Raw genomic sequence first — 14601 nt, forward strand, 5'->3', positions numbered from 1 at the left:
GGGCTGCGGATATTGTGTCGGGATGCAAAACTATTCGTCGGCGGACTGATTGAGCGCGATGTACACCTTGCCGCCCTGGTAGTCGAACAGGATGCTGGTCTGGCGCAGGATGCCGTTGCTGATGTTGCCGGCGATATCGGTGCCGTTCTGCGAGCCGGCCGGCTGCTGCGACAGTTCCAGCACCGGGTTGGCGATGCGCACGCCGCCCATTTCAAACAGCTTGCCGCGCGTGGCCAGCACCCGGGTCATGCCGCCGACGGCGCGGCTGACCTGGACCGCGTCGCCGGCCCGGTATTTGTCGACCAGCGCGTGGCGGTCGACGAAGGCCTTGCTCATCGTGAGCGAATAGTCGCTGCCGGTGTCGATGTTGAACTTGCCCGGCAGGCCGTCGAGCACCGCTTCGATCTGCGGGATCTTGTTGTGGAAGGTCAGCGGCATGGCGGCGGCCGAACCGTGGTAGACGAAGCTGGCCGGATCGTAGAAGGTCAGCTGGCGGGCGGCGTAGTCGATCAGCGTGGGCGTATTCCACAGCCATTCGTAGCCTATGGTGCCGTCGACCGGCAGTTCGTCCAGCGTCGGGCTGGTGAAGAAGGCCTGGCGGTCCAGCGTCAGGCCGGCCAGCGCGATCCGGTCTATCGTGGTCAGCGCGCCGCGCTCGGTGTGCTCGCCCAGGCCGTGCAGCAGCGCCACGCCTTGCGCCGGCAGTTGCAGCTTCTTGTACAGCCGGTCGCTGATGACGTTGGGGGCGCCGGTGTCGAGGATGAAGCGGAACGGGCCCTGGCCGTTGAGCGTCAGCTTGATGCAGATGTGGCCGAGGCAGGGCTCGAACGGCACGGTCACGGCCTGCCGCGCGGCGGAAAAGCCCTGGATGGCGGCCGGTCGCGGCAGCGAAAAATCCATCTGCGCGGCCGGGCGGTTGAGGACGATGCCGGAGATGCGCAGCACTTCCTCGTCCTTGTTGTCGTTGGCGTTGCGGTAGTGCTCTTCAAACGGCAGCGTCACGGCGCCGACGGGGCGGAAATCGCGGTAGTCGATGATCATGGCGACGCCGTCCACCGTTTCCTGGCGGCGCTCGATGCGCTGGCTGGCGGTATTGATCCAGTAATCGAAGGAGTTGCCCGCGTCCAGCGTGACGCGGACGATGGCGTAGTCGGCGCCGTCGTGCCGGCGCGGCGGCAGCAGCTGCAGCGTGCGGGCCTTGCCGCGGGCGAACCAGTAGGCGTAGGACTGGCGGCCAAGGTGCTGGGCCGGGCTGCCGGCCGCGCCTTCCAGCTTTTCCAGCTGGCCCATTTTCTGCCGCCAGAAATCGCGACCGTCCGAATTCGAGATCAGCCGCGCCACCGCCGACGACGGGATGCGCTGCGCGTAGCGGCCGGTGGCATAGTCGATATCGCTGCTGCCGGCTTCGTCGTGGCCCAGGTAGGTGCGCACGAAATCGGTGTGCTGCGTGCTGACCTGGTCCCAGGCGTCGCCTCCCACGGCGCTGCGGGCGCGGTCGAGCAGCGCCGCAGCGCTGTCGTCGGCGTTGCAGTGGAGTGCCGCGACGGCCAGGGCCAGGCCGGCGGCGGTGCGCAGGAATATATGGGCGGACAAGGGGCGCTTTCTAGGGATGAACTTGACATGTTATCTCAAAAATGGAAGTGTGCTTGTTTTGGCAAGCTTTTGTTATACTGATTTTCACTTCAAGGCGGGGATATCGGCGATGAGTGAGACAAGTCAATTCAACGGAAGTTGTTTATGCGGCGGCGTGGCATACCGGGCCGAGGGGCCCGTCAGGCACGCCAGCCACTGCTATTGCACCATGTGCCAGAAGCAGCATGGCGCAGCCGCCGGTTCCTACGCCAATGTGGACCGTGCCGGCTACGTCGTCGAGCGCGGCGCGGATCTGGTGACGGAGTACGCGTCGTCCGACCATGGCCGGCGCGGCTTCTGCCGCGTTTGCGGCTCGACGCTGTTCTGGCGCAGCACCCAGTCGCCGGACCGCATCGCCATCACCCTGGGCACGCTGGAGCGGGAATACGACGGACCGGTGCAGCGCGAGCTGTATGTTGAAAACAAGCCGGGCTGGCTGCCGGTAAGGGAGGGGTAATCCATGCGGACCTGGTCCATTCCACGCGCCATCCTGATCGGCGGCCTGATCGCCGGCATCCTGGACATCACATTCGCGATTTCCTTTGGCATCTACAACGGCCTGACGCCGGAGCGCTTGCTGCAGATCGTCGCCAGCGGCTTGCTGGGCAAGGAGGCGTTCACCGGCGGCACGGCGACGGCCGCCGTGGGGCTGCTATGCCATTTCGCCTTGAGCCTGGTGTGGATGACGCTGTTCCTGCTGGCGGCCAGGCAGTCGCCGGGACTGGCGGCGCGTCCGCTGGTCTCCGCCATCGGGTACGGCATCGTCGTTTTCCTCGCCATGCGGCTGGTGGTGCTGCCACTGTCGGCCTTCCCGCGCCCGGTCACGTTCAAACCGCTAGCCACCGTCATGGACCTGGCATCCCACATCTTTTTGTTCGGGCTGCCGATCGTCTGGGCGACCCGCAAGGCTATCTATATTGGAGGAAAAAAGTGAACCCCAAGGTTGATGCGTACATGGGCAGGATCAAGCAGTGGCGGGAGGAATGCGAGAAATTGCGCGAGATCGTGCTGGCCTGCGACCTGACCGAAGAACTGAAGTGGGGCGTTCCCTGCTACACCTTCGACGACAAGAACATCGTTTTAATCCACGGCTTCAAGGAGTACTGCGCGCTGCTGTTCATGAAGGGTGTCTTGCTCAAGGATCCCAAGGGCATCCTCATCACGCAGACGGAGAACGTGCAGTCGGGGCGGCAGATACGCTTCACCAGCCTCAAGGAAATCACCAAGCTGGCGCCGACCTTGAAAGCCTATATCAAGGAAGCCATCGAGGTGGAAAAGGCTGGCTTGAAGATCGAGATGAAAAAGACCGAGGAATTCCCTGTGCCCGAGGAGTTCCGGCGCGTGCTGGATGACGATCCTGCTTACCGGGATGCTTTTCAGGCGTTGACGCCCGGCCGGCAACGCGGCTATCTGCTGTATTTCGCGGGTGCCAAGCAATCCAGTACCCGCGAGTCCAGGATAGAAAAATGCCGGGACAAGATTTTCGACGGCATAGGGTGGAACGATAAATAAGGCCGCAAATAAGGCAGCACAGCGATGGATTCGCTGATCGCCGCTTCCGCGCGCGCGCTCGCCGCTGGCGACGCGCTGGGCGCGCTGAAGCGGGTCGCGTTGCGGGATGATCCTCCGGCACTGGCGTTGCGCGGCATCGCGATGGCGCAACTGGGCGAGCACCCGCGCGCCCGCGAGCTGCTGCGCCGCGCCGCACGCGAATTCGGCGCCCATGAGGAACTGGCGCGCGCCCGCTGCGTGGTCGCCGAGGCCGAGGTGGCGCTGGCGGTGCGCGACTTTGGCGGCTCGCCGCGCGCGCTGGCGTCGGCGCTTGCCGTTCTTGAGGCGCACGCCGATCATGCCAATGCGCTGCAGGCCCGGCTCATCGCGGCGCGCAGGCAACTGCTGCTTGGCCGCCTTGACGAAGCCGAGGCAACGCTGACCGGACTCAATGGCCACAGCCTGCCGCCGGCGCTGGCGGCGGTGGCCGAACTGGCGGCGGCGGAGCTGGCCCTGCGGTCGCTGCGCGTCGCCCAGGCGCGGGCGGCGCTGGGCCGCGCGCACGATGCGGCCGAACGCGCCCGCGTGCCGGCCTTGCTGGCCGAGGTGAAGGAAGCGCAGGCCGCGCTCGATCGTCCCGCCGCGCGGCGCCTGCTGGCCGGCGGCGAACAGGCGCTGCGTCTCGACGAAGTGGCGGCGCTGCTGGACTCCGACGTGCTGGTGCTCGACGCCTGCCGCCGTGGACTGAGCGCGGGGGACGCATGGCAGTCGCTGGCGCGCCGTCCGATACTGTTTGCGCTGGCACTTGCGCTGGCCGAGGCATGGCCCGGCGATATCGGTCGCGAAGCCCTGATCGCCAGCGCGTTCCGCACCCATCAGCCGGACGAGACACACCGCGCCCGCCTGCGTGTCGAAATCAGCCGCCTGCGCGCGCTGGTGGCAGGCATGGCTCAGATCGAGGCCACCGCGCGCGGCTTCGCCCTGAGGCCGCTGGCCGGGCGAGAAGTGGCCGTGCTGGCTCCGCCCATCGCCGGCGACCAGGCCTCGCTGCTGGCGCTGCTGTCCGACGGCGCCGCGTGGTCCACCTCGGCCCTGGCGATGGCGCTGGGCGACAGCCAGCGCACCATCCAGCGCGCGCTGGCCGAACTGGAGACGGCGGGCCGGGTGCGTTCGATCGGCCAGACGCGCACCCGGCGCTGGCTGTCGCCGCCGCTGGCCGGATACACGACAATCTTGTTACTCCCCGCCGCACTGCCGATCGCATAAAGTTGTCGTGCGGCGCCGATCCGAGGCGCTACTCAAGGAGGCAGCAATGACCAGCAAGGAAAAAGTACGCACGGCAGAAATCGTGCGCGAGTATGGCCCGTTCGACGGCGCCAGCAAAATAGCCGGCGTTACCCACGATGGCCAGCGAGTCTGGGCCGCCACCGGCGACAAACTGATCGCCTTCGATCCCGCCAGCGGCAAGCTTGCCCGCTCGCTGGACTGTGCCTGCGACGCCGGCACGGCCTTCGACGGCAAGTACCTGTACCAGATCGCCGAGCAGCGCATCGACAAGATCGACCCGGCCGACGGCAAGGTGGTGGCGTCGATACCGGCGCCCGGCCATGGCGCCGACTCGGGCATGGCCTGGGCCGAGGGCAGCCTGTGGGTGGGCGAGTACCGGGCACGCAAGATCCACCAGATCGATCCCGCCACCGGCACGCTGATTCGCAGCATCGATTCCAACCGTTTCGTCACCGGCGTGACCTGGGTCGACGGCGAGCTGTGGCACGCGACGTGGGAGGGCGACGACAGCGATATCCGCCACATCGATCCCAAGACCGGCGCCGTGCTGGAACGGCTGGAAATGCCGGCCGGCACCGCCGTCAGCGGCCTCGAATCGGACGGCGCCAGCCTGTTTTATTGCGGCGGCGGCGAGAGCGGCAAAGTCCGCGCCGTACGTCGTCCCGCCAATTAAGCAAAGGAGAACATCATGGATACCGTAATGACTGAAGCACACACCGTTGTCTCCAATGAGCAATGGGTACAAGAGCGCAAGGCCCTGCTGGTGCGCGAGAAGGAACTGATGCGCCTGCATGACCAGATCGCCCGCGAGCGCCGCGCGCTGCCGTGGGTGCGCATCGACAAGAACTATGTGTTCGATACACCGCAGGGCCGGCGCTCGCTCGCCGACCTGTTTGAAGGCCGCCGCCAGCTGGTGGTGCAGCACTTCATGTTCACGCCGGGAGCAGAAGAGGGGTGTTCGCACTGCTCCTACATGGCCGACCACACCGACGGCGCCCTGGCGCACCTGGCGCAGCGCGACACGACGCTGGTGGCCGTCTCGCGCGCGCCGCTGGCCGACATCGAACGCTTCCGCCAGCGCATGGGCTGGCATTTCAAGTGGGTGTCGTCGGACGACGGCGATTTCAACTACGACTTCGACGTCAGCTTCAAGCCGGAAGACCTGGCCAAGGGCGAGGTCTACTACAACTACCAGAAGCAGCCGTTCCCGCACCCGGACGCGCCCGGCGTCAGCGTGTTCTACAAAAACGACGCGGGCGAGGTGTTCCACACCTACTCGACCTACGGCCGTGGCGTTGAAGTGATGATGCACACCTATAACTTCCTCGACCTGACGCCGCTGGGCCGCAACGAGGAGGGGCTGCCTTATACGATGGCGTGGGTGCGTTACCACGACCGCTATGAAACGGCGCCGGCGGCCGGCTCGTGCTGCTCGCATTCGTGAGCGCATGCCATGGCGAGCTTATGGCCATGGCTGGCGGTGGCCGGGGCGGGGGCCTTGCACGGCCTGAATCCCGCCACCGGCTGGCTGTTCGCAGCTGCGGCGCGCGACCGGACGCGGGCGCTGCTGGCGCTGGTGCCGATCGCGGCCGGGCATGCGGCATCGGTGGCGCTGGTGGCCGGTGCCGTCGCGCTGGGCATGGCGATGGACCGGGACGTGCTGCTGGCGCTGGCCGGCGTTCTGCTGGCGGCGCTGCTGTTGTGCCGCCGTCGGCGGGCAGGCTTGGCCTTGTGGTCCTTCATGATGTGCACGCTGCACGGCGCCGGGTTGATGCTGGTGCCGGCATTGATTCCGCTGTGCCTGGCCGGGTCTCCGGCGCGCGAGATCACAGCATCCGGCTCGCTGCTGCTGGCGCTGGCGGCCGTCGGCGTACACATGGCGGCGATGCTGGCCGTAACCGGCGCGATCTCCTGCGTATTGTGCAAACTCCGGGGGCACTGAGCCCGATGCCCTGTTAATGCTGGTCGCTCGCGCCTGCACGGATGTCCCAGCAGGCGGCGGTGTAACGGACTTCATCGCCGTGGATAAAGGGTTCGAAGGCGGCGCGCGCGGTGCTGGCCACTTGCTGGCGGGTGTGGTCGTCCACAGTCTGCAACAGCCTGCCGACCGGGCCCATCCTGGTGATGTAGCGCAGCAGTTCTTTTTCGGGGAAGCTGCACACGACGTCGAGCGGCTCGATGTCGATCCGCTCCCAGTCGCTTTGCTCAAGTATCGTTCGCACCCGGTCGCGATCGGCAAAGCCGAACTGGCCCGGCTCGTCCGGCACGCGGACGGGCAACTGGGGCAGCAGGGCGGCCGCGCTCCGCTCGGCGGTGGTCATGAAGGGATTGTCTTCAGCGCTACGCCAGGTGATCAGCCGCAGCGTCGCGTTGCCGCGCGCGGCCAGTCTCAGATTGCGGAACGCTGCGACGGGATCGTCGAAGAACATCACGCCGAAGCGGGAGATGATGGTGTCGTAGCTGGCCGGTTCGAATGCGTGCGATTGCACGTTGTCCTGGATGAAGCAGGCGTTGGAGCGGGCCTGCGCCGCGCGCTCGCGGGCGGCTTCGATCACCGCGCCGGAAATGTCGATGCCGGTGCAATGGCTGTCCGGGCCAAGCCGGCGCGCGGCTGCCAGCGTGGTGGCGCCGGTGCCGCAGCCCACGTCCAGTAGCCGTCGCGTCTCCGCCGGCAGCCCTTGCATCAGCAGGTCCTCGATCGGCTGGAACATCTGGTCGAGCAGTTCCTGCGCTTCGACCCACATATTGCCGCCCGTGCCTTGCCATCCTGCGCTTTGCTGCTGCTCCATGACCGCTCCTTTCGAAAGTGCTGCTGTGTCATGAAGTATCCGACTTTCCGCCGCATTCCGCAGGCGTCGACGAAAAAAAACGCCCACAAGGGGCGTTTTCATTTGAAGCCTGGCGACGATTAACGGTCGCCGTAGCTGCGGCGTGCGCCGTCGGTGCTGCGTGGGTTGCTGCCCTTGTAGCCGCCGCCGGTGCTGCCTTCTTTACGCGGCGCGCCTGGCTTGCTGAACGTGCGCTGGCCCGATGGCTTGGCGCCGGTACGGTTGTCGCCCGGTTTCCAGCCGCCTGGACGCGAGGTCGAACGTGCTGCCGACGCAGTCTTCTTCGGCTCGTAGCCTTCGATGACGTTGACCGGAATCAGCTGCTTGGTGAAGCGTTCGATGCGCTTGACGTTCATGCCTTCAGCGTGGTTCACCAGCGAGATCGCCAGGCCGTTGCGGCCTGCACGGCCGGTGCGGCCGATGCGGTGGACGTAATCTTCCGGGAACTTCGGCAGATCGTAGTTGAACACGTGGGTGATGGTCGGCACGTCGATACCGCGGGCGGCAACGTCGGTGGCGATCAGGATCTTGACCTGGCCGCGGCGCAGGCTGTCCAGCGTGCGGTTACGGGCGCCCTGGTGCATGTCGCCATGCAGTGCGGCGGCCGAGAAACCGGCGATGTTCAGGCGGTCGGCGATGGTGTCGGCGTCACGCTTGGTGGCGGTGAACACAACGGCCTGGTCCAGCGAGTCGTCGCGCAGCAGATGGTCCAGCAGGCGGTTCTTGTGCGACAGGTCGTCGACGAAGTGCACGCGCTGGGTGATGTTTTCATGCTTGTTGGCGGCGCTCAGGATCTGGATCACTTGCGGATCCTTGGTGATGCGGCGTGCCATGTTGCCGACGACGCCGTCCAGCGTGGCCGAGAACAGCATGGTCTGGCGGGTCGACGGGGTCGCTTCGACGATTTTTTCGATGTCGTCGATGAAACCCATGTCCAGCATGCGGTCGGCTTCGTCCAGCACCAGGATTTCCAGTTGCGAGAAATCGATCTTGCCCGATTCCATGTGGTCGATCAGACGGCCAGGGGTTGCCACCAGAATCTCAGGATTCTTGGCCAGCAGTTGCATCTGTTTAGGGTAAGGCATACCGCCCAGGATCGACACTGCTTTCAGACGACGCAGGTTGACGCTGTACTTGTCGGTATTGGAGGTTACTTGCAGGGCCAGTTCGCGGGTTGGGGTCAACACCAGCATTTTTGGCTGTGCGGCTTTGAAACGTGGACGCTCGCCACGGGCGCGGGCGGCTTGCATTTCTTGATTCGGAGTCTTGCCGGCGGCTGCCGGGTCGATCTCGGACAAACGGTGCAGCGACGGCAGCATGAACGCTGCAGTCTTGCCGGAACCGGTTTGCGAGGAAACCAACAAGTCCTTGCCTGCGATCGCTGCAGGGATAGCCTGCTGCTGAACGGGAGTCGGCGCAGTGTAGCCGGCGTCGGTCAGGGCTTTAATCAGGGACGTGTTGAGACCAAGTGCTTCAAATGTCATGCTGTTCTTTCGTAAAAATCAGCGCTCGTGCAAAAGCCGAACGCGAAATAGCAACGCCTACCAAAACGAAATGACTCAATCAAAATCGAAAGAAATTTCGGCACAAAAGCTTTGCGCCGGGACGGTGTCAGGTGCGACACCAAAGGCGGGAGGGCTTTATAAGCGACATCAGTGTGATGCGCTAAGGCTTGCGAAGCTGCTAGTACTACCTGGCTGATCAATCGGCACCACCAGGTTGGCGGTACGCTCATTGCAGCGACAGGCGGTACTATACCGTAGTTTGTTCATCTTGTATAGGCCAGTTCCGAATTATAATTACGTTCATGAAAGAACACCAAGATTTCCCCGCCAAATTGCCCGATTCGCTGCGCGGCTTCGACCACCACGTGGCGCGCGTCAGCTGGACGGCCTGGGCCAACTTGGCCGGACTGGGGCTGGTCATAGGCGTGGTGATCCTGTGGAGCGTGTTCGGCGACATCCCCACGCGGGTGGCCGGCAGCTGCATCATCATGCATCCGCAGGGCGTCAGCGACGTCACGGCGGACATGGCGGGCCAGATCACCGAACTGCTGGTGCAGCCGGGTGCCATGGTCGAGGCGGGGCAGGAGGTTGCTGTGGTAGCAACTCCAGAGCTGTCCGAGAAGATCGCCAACGCGCGCGTCAAGCTGGCCGACCTGGAGGCCGTGGCCAAGGTGGCGCACACCGAGGCGCAGCGCAGCCAGCGCCTGAACGGCGACAGCATGGCCGAGCAGCGCGGCGCGCTGGCGCTGCGGCTGGAATCGGACCGCAAGCGTATCCGCATCCTGGAGCAGCAGATGGAACTGGACCAGCGCTTGCGCGCCGACGGCCTGATCACGGCGCGCGCGGCGGCGCAAACGCCGCTGGACCTGGCCGATGCGCGCGCCGGCCTGGAGGATACGCAGCGCAAGCTGGCGGAATTGGACAAGCGCACCACCGACTACGAGCGGGTGGCCGGCGGCAGCAGGTCCAAGCTGGATTTGCAGCTCAACGAGGCGCGGCGCGAGCTGGCCGGGTTGGAAGCGCAGAGCCAGTCGGTGACGCGCCTGCGCAGCCAGGTAGCGGGCCGGGTGGTGGAGATCAAGGCGTCCGTCAACAGCGCGGTGCGGCGCGACACGCCGGTGGTCAGTATCGAGCGGGTGGACGGCGGCGGCAATGGCGGCGGGCTGGAGGCGGTGATGTATGTGTCGGCGTCGGACGGCAAGAAGATCGCGGCCAACGATCAGGTCGAACTGGTGCCCGGTCACGCGCGCAAGGAGGAGCATGGCGTGCTGCGTGCCAGCGTCAAATCGACGTCGGCCTATCCCGCCACGCCACAGGGCTTGATGAACACGATTACCAATCCGGAGCTGATGCGCGAACTGGCGCATGGCACGGCCACGTATGCGGTGCGCATCGCGCTGGCGCAGAATCCGGTGCCGGGCGCCGGGGCGCGCAATCCTTATCTGTGGTCGGCGGCGGCGGGCAGCGCGCTGCCGGTGTCCAGCGGTTCGCTGTGCCAGGGCGAGATACTGGTGCACCACGAGCGGCCCATCAGCCTGGTGCTGCCGATCTTCCGCAGCACCGTCAGCGGCCACGGCGGTTGAGGCTGGCGGCCGGTACGTGACAATCTGCGTACTTTGACGCGTTAGCGAGATGCTATCCTCCGCGCATTCGGCCGGATTTTCTGGCGTTAAAGACAAGGTTGCTCATGAATGTGCGAGGTGTGCTGTTTGCTCTTGGTTTATTGTTCCTGACCCGGCCAGATGAAAAGTCTCGACAAGCTGCGCGGCCCTTGCGAGCTCAGTTCCAAAGCATGCAGAAACTCACCATCTTCTCGTTTCTGTTTGTTCTATTGATCAGCAACGTTCCGGCTCAAGCTGAGACCTGGCAATCATCGCCGGGTCAGGTGCAGATTCCGATCTGGCCTGGCGCGGTACCTGATGCGATATCCTCCCCGAAGGCAGAGTCTGTCGGTCCTATGACCGGACACGGAGGGTGGACCCAGGCTACCGATGTCAGCCAGCCGACCATGACGGTGTATGCGGCCAAGGGCCAGAACACCGGGGCAGCGATAGTGGTATTTCCCGGCGGCGGTTTCAAGGTCCTGGCCATGGATTTGGAGGGTACTGAAATCTGCGATTGGCTGACGTCGCGCGGCATCACCTGCGTGCTGCTCAAGTACCGTGTTCCCAATGGCAATCACCATTGGGATGAAAAATGCCAGTGCTCTATTACGCCCAAGGTTCCGCGCGCGCTGCAGGACGCGCAAAGGACCATCAGGCTTGTCCGATCCAGGGCCAAGGAACTGGACATCAATCCCGGCAAAATTGGCGTGATCGGTTTTTCGGCTGGCGGCTATCTGGTTGCGCAGACCAGCAACGTTTTCGCGCTGACCTACAAGCCAGTCGATGCGGTGGATAAGTTGAGCAGCCGCCCTGACTTTGCGGTGGCGCTTTATCCGGGCCACCTGTGTCGTTCCGGTGGCACGCTCGATCCGAGTATTCGCGTCACAGAGAAGACACCGCCAACATTTTTGTTGCAAGCCTGGGATGATCCGGTCGACCCCATCTGCAACAGTACGCTTTATGCGCGGGCGCTTGATCGGGCAGGCGTGTCGGCGGAGGTGCATCTCTTTGCCAGGGGCGGACATGCCTTCGGCCTCAGGGATAAAGAACATCCCGTTTCGTCCTGGCCATCGCTTGTTGAAAACTGGCTTAAGGAAATCGGGATGCTATAAGGCACATTAACTCCGCCGTGCTGCCAGCTTTGAAGACAAGCGGCATCGACTGGTGACAATATGTGACGTTTTCACTTGGGCAAGATGCTATCGTTAACCAGTTGCAGTCGGCAAAAACACTTTCCACTTCATGATCAGGAATTGTTTCTATGAGACTACTCGAGGAATTTTTGGTTAATGTAAGGCAAAATGAAATTGGTATTTTATCGAGAGATATAGCTACTATAAAAACAATACTTTACACCGACGGATTTAATCCTTGCATTGCCGTTGTGCTTTGGAATAAGAAATGGGTTGTTTTACATCATCTGCATGATTCGCGAGATGGTAGCTTCCAACTTGCATATGAAGCCGTGATAGATAAAATGCGAAAATCAGTGAAGAATAGAGAGGCTATAATATATGGGGTAATAGCATATGCAGAAACGTATGATGACAGCCAGATCGATAACCGAACTACTGTAAAAGACTGGTTGGAGGCACGCTCAGTTGTTTTACGAGATGACTTGATTTGTACGGATGAAAGCGGGCGCAATAGCATCGCAGTGTCACGTGATGGCGATGGGGCTGATCCGGAAATAAAAGTTTCGGTGAGAATAATGAGACAGGGAGCCTGCTTTATTACTAATGCCATTAGATTGCCGTTTCATAAATCACAGCCTACATTTACCATTGTAGATGGCATCAATTCCATCAGAAATTGTGAGTTGGAAGAATTTAAGAAGTTGGGTTTCTCATACGGTGCGTCTTAGACTTATTCCGGCTCGGGGCAGTTTGCAGCGTGGAATGAGAATTTGTGAATTTTGGGGGAAAGCAAGCTGCTCTCCTGAACGCCGGCCGGCAGCCGCTGTCGCCAAGAGCAGTCACCTTCTGTATTTAAAAAAATGGGTCAATATGCAGGTTAAAATTCCAAAAAAATTTAGCTTAAACAGACAACTTCTCACATGCGCTTTATGTTGCACTATCGCAATCATACTCATTCTTTTATTTAGACCCGGGCCGTACATTTCTTCCCTATTTGCTGGTATGTCTATCTTCCATCAAACCATTTTAGGAATAATGATTGGTGGGACGTATTGGGCTATGGCTGGCATAGGTTATAAATACACGGCTAATCGTCAAGCTACACAAAGCGCAATTGAAAGTTACAGCCGTTTAGACTTGAGTGGATGGAATCCTTTATGGATAGCTCTTGCAGCAGGCTTTGGCGAGGAGCTGCTATTCCGTGGGGCTCTGCAACCCCTTGTGGGTATTTGGCTCACTTCAGCCCTTTTCGTGCTGGCCCATACGCGTGCTTATCGCTTCAATACATTAAATAAACGCGTGCTCCTTCAAGCCTTTGGGATTTTCGCAGTTAGTGTCGCTCTTTGTTGCCTGGCATTTTATGCCGGACTGGTTACGGCCATTATCGTTCATACTCTTCTGGACGTTGTCGGTCTTTGTACTATTCGTAGGGCAAAAATTTCGCTCTCAACTGCGGTTGGGTAGTTTGGCAGCGGCAAAGTATGAGAATTTAAATTTAGCGAAACGGCATTCTGGTCATGGCCTACAGAATCCGCAGGCGGAGGCCGCCTGTCGCTTTGAAGCAATGTGTTTAGTCAGCCAGATCGTCAGGGACGGATTGCTTCCAGTTCCACGGTCATCGTGCCGTCCGGCGCGGTCCGCAGCAGGGCGCCGCTCTCGTACAGGATCTGGGCGCGGGCCAGCGCGTAGGCTTGCTGGTACTGCAGCCGCGCCAGGATGGCGTTGTTCAGGCGGTCCTCCACATTCAGCACGTCGATCAGCGTGGCGCTGCCCAACTGGCGCTTGGTGATCGTGTCCTTCAGCGCGCTGCGGTAGCGCTCTATCGTCTGCTCCGATGCGCGCAGCTGCGCGACGTAGCTGTTGTAGCCCAGGTAGGCCGCTTCCACATTGCCCAACACCGTTTGTTCCAACACGCTGCGGCGCAGACGGGCGCTGTCGGCGTTGGCGGCGGCCAGTCGCAGCGCGCCATTGTTGGCGGAATTCTCGACCGGCCATTGCACCGATAACTTGGCGGCGACGCCGGGACCGCTGCGGTGCACCGTCGGATCGAAGGCGGCCAACAAGGGACGCGTGCCTTCGCGCAGGCCGGCGTAGTAGGCCGACAGATCGAGGTCGGCCACCGGCATGTTGTTGCTGCGGGCCGCTTCCAGCCGTTCCGCCATGGCCTGCTCACGCAGACGCAGCGCGGCGATGTCGGCGCGCCGTTCCAGTGCGTGCGGCCCCAATGCTTCGAGGCCGGCGCCGGCGGCGCGTTCCGGCAGCAGTTCGGACGGCTGCGGCAGCGTCTCGGTTTCCAGCGCGCCCATGCCGTACAGGCGCCCCAGCGCATAGCGGCCGTCGCGGGCGCGCTGCTGGGCGCCGATGCGGGCCGTTTCGCGCTCGGTCATGGCGGCGGTCAGCAGGTTCAGTTCGGACGGCGGCAGTTCGTCCTCGGCCACCATCTTCTCGGTTTCGCGGCGCAGTTGCCGCATGCGGGTTTCGGCGCTCTGCGCGACGTCGGCGGCGGCCACGCGCGAGGCCCAGTCCCAATACGCCTGCACTACACTGAGCACCGAGCGCGCCACCACTTGTTCGGTGTCGCGCTTTGCTGCGGCGGCTTCCAGTTCGGTGGCTTTGCGGGTGGCCAGCTGGTCGCGGCCTGGATTTTTCTGCAGCGGCACGCGCACCGTGAAGGTCAGCTTGTCGCTGCTCTGGCGCGGGATATTTTGCGCTTCCTGCACGTTGTCGGCGGAGCGGGTGAGGGCGTAGACGCCGCTCAGCTGGATGCCGGAGTCGAGCTGGCGCGAGGCGCCGAAGCTCAGCGTGTTGGCGTTGATCAGTTGGTCGGTGCCGGCGGCCAGCGCCTTGGCGCGTTCGTCGGCGCGCAGCGGGCGCTCGTCGCGGCTGGCGCCTATCGCGCCGCTGGTGACCAGGTCGAACGGCGCGCGGCTGCCCTGTGCGATGCCGGCGGCGGCGCTTTCGTTGTAGCGTTGCAGTTCGATGTCCGGACTGCGTTCGAGCGCGAGGTTGATCGCCGCGCGCAGGTCCAGCACCGCTGGCGCAACGGATTGCGCGACAGCCGTCGGCGCGGCGCAGGCGAGCAGCGTGGCAATGGCGATATGGATCAAGCGCTTCACGT

15 protein-coding genes are annotated in these 14601 nt (G+C 62.9%); 11 read left to right on the forward strand and 4 right to left on the reverse strand.

Going from position 1 to position 14601, the window contains the following annotated elements; translation table 11 throughout:
* Nucleotides 1-30 precede the first annotated feature (30 nt).
* Nucleotides 31-1593, reverse strand: coding sequence for a retroviral-like aspartic protease family protein (locus tag ACSQ3S_RS12230; protein ID WP_436142529.1), 1563 nt, complete (start codon nucleotides 1591-1593; stop codon nucleotides 31-33).
* A gap of 109 nt (nucleotides 1594-1702) precedes the next feature.
* On the opposite strand from ACSQ3S_RS12230, the gene ACSQ3S_RS12235 reads away from it, so the two are divergent.
* Genes ACSQ3S_RS12235 through ACSQ3S_RS12265 form a run of 7 tightly spaced genes read left to right on the forward strand, consistent with a single transcriptional unit; the run spans nucleotide 1703 to nucleotide 6352 of the window.
* The gene (locus ACSQ3S_RS12235; RefSeq protein ID WP_436142530.1) at nucleotides 1703-2089 is read left to right on the forward strand and encodes a GFA family protein; all 387 of its coding nucleotides are present in this window, start codon (nucleotides 1703-1705) and stop codon (nucleotides 2087-2089) included.
* A gap of 3 nt (nucleotides 2090-2092) precedes the next feature.
* Nucleotides 2093-2566 carry a hypothetical protein gene (locus tag ACSQ3S_RS12240; protein WP_176653817.1) on the forward strand — a complete coding sequence of 158 codons (474 nt, stop codon included), beginning with the start codon at nucleotides 2093-2095 and terminating at the stop codon, nucleotides 2564-2566.
* Nucleotides 2563-3144 carry a YdeI/OmpD-associated family protein gene (locus ACSQ3S_RS12245; RefSeq protein WP_353402302.1) on the forward strand — a complete coding sequence of 194 codons (582 nt, stop codon included), beginning with the start codon at nucleotides 2563-2565 and terminating at the stop codon, nucleotides 3142-3144. Before ACSQ3S_RS12240 ends, ACSQ3S_RS12245 begins: the two co-directional genes overlap by 4 nt.
* A 24-nt stretch (nucleotides 3145-3168) precedes the next feature.
* Nucleotides 3169-4389 (forward strand): helix-turn-helix domain-containing protein, encoded by a 1221-nt coding sequence (locus ACSQ3S_RS12250; RefSeq protein WP_436142531.1) that lies wholly within the window; start codon nucleotides 3169-3171, stop codon nucleotides 4387-4389.
* 46 nt (nucleotides 4390-4435) lie between these two features.
* Nucleotides 4436-5083 carry a Vgb family protein gene (locus ACSQ3S_RS12255; protein WP_413447351.1) on the forward strand — a complete coding sequence of 216 codons (648 nt, stop codon included), beginning with the start codon at nucleotides 4436-4438 and terminating at the stop codon, nucleotides 5081-5083.
* A 27-nt stretch (nucleotides 5084-5110) separates the two neighbouring features.
* Nucleotides 5111-5854, forward strand: coding sequence for a DUF899 domain-containing protein (locus ACSQ3S_RS12260; RefSeq protein ID WP_436142532.1), 744 nt, complete (start codon nucleotides 5111-5113; stop codon nucleotides 5852-5854).
* Between the two features lie 9 nt (nucleotides 5855-5863).
* Nucleotides 5864-6352 (forward strand): hypothetical protein, encoded by a 489-nt coding sequence (locus ACSQ3S_RS12265; protein ID WP_436142533.1) that lies wholly within the window; start codon nucleotides 5864-5866, stop codon nucleotides 6350-6352.
* Nucleotides 6353-6365: 13 nt separating this feature from the next.
* On the opposite strand, the gene ACSQ3S_RS12270 is transcribed toward ACSQ3S_RS12265, so the two are convergent.
* Both ACSQ3S_RS12270 and ACSQ3S_RS12275 read right to left on the reverse strand, forming a co-directional pair.
* Nucleotides 6366-7199: a class I SAM-dependent methyltransferase gene (locus ACSQ3S_RS12270; RefSeq protein WP_436142534.1), complete on the reverse strand. Its 834-nt coding sequence runs from the start codon at nucleotides 7197-7199 to the stop codon at nucleotides 6366-6368.
* A 119-nt stretch (nucleotides 7200-7318) separates the two neighbouring features.
* A complete protein-coding gene (locus ACSQ3S_RS12275) occupies nucleotides 7319-8722 on the reverse strand; it encodes a DEAD/DEAH box helicase (protein ID WP_353402313.1) in 1404 nt (467 codons plus the stop codon).
* A 323-nt stretch (nucleotides 8723-9045) separates the two neighbouring features.
* Between ACSQ3S_RS12275 and ACSQ3S_RS12280 the strand changes: the two genes are divergently transcribed.
* The 4 genes from ACSQ3S_RS12280 to ACSQ3S_RS12295 all read left to right on the forward strand — a co-directional run bounded on the left by ACSQ3S_RS12280 (nucleotide 9046) and on the right by ACSQ3S_RS12295 (nucleotide 12947).
* Nucleotides 9046-10326 (forward strand): NHLP bacteriocin system secretion protein, encoded by a 1281-nt coding sequence (locus tag ACSQ3S_RS12280; RefSeq protein WP_436142535.1) that lies wholly within the window; start codon nucleotides 9046-9048, stop codon nucleotides 10324-10326.
* A 104-nt stretch (nucleotides 10327-10430) separates the two neighbouring features.
* The gene (locus ACSQ3S_RS12285) at nucleotides 10431-11459 is read left to right on the forward strand and encodes an alpha/beta hydrolase (RefSeq protein ID WP_436142536.1); all 1029 of its coding nucleotides are present in this window, start codon (nucleotides 10431-10433) and stop codon (nucleotides 11457-11459) included.
* Between the two features lie 149 nt (nucleotides 11460-11608).
* Entirely contained in the window at nucleotides 11609-12211 is a 603-nt protein-coding gene (locus tag ACSQ3S_RS12290) for a hypothetical protein (RefSeq protein WP_436142537.1), read from the forward strand.
* A gap of 34 nt (nucleotides 12212-12245) precedes the next feature.
* Entirely contained in the window at nucleotides 12246-12947 is a 702-nt protein-coding gene (locus ACSQ3S_RS12295) for a CPBP family intramembrane glutamic endopeptidase (RefSeq protein WP_436142538.1), read from the forward strand.
* Between the two features lie 122 nt (nucleotides 12948-13069).
* Here the strand turns inward: ACSQ3S_RS12295 and ACSQ3S_RS12300 are convergent, their stop codons facing one another.
* Entirely contained in the window at nucleotides 13070-14599 is a 1530-nt protein-coding gene (locus ACSQ3S_RS12300; protein WP_436142539.1) for a TolC family protein, read from the reverse strand.
* Nucleotides 14600-14601: the final 2 nt, after the last annotated feature.

Origin of the sequence: Duganella sp. LjRoot269, from assembly GCF_964254095.1 — a bacterium.
Lineage (GTDB): Bacteria > Pseudomonadota > Gammaproteobacteria > Burkholderiales > Burkholderiaceae_D > Rugamonas > Rugamonas hordei.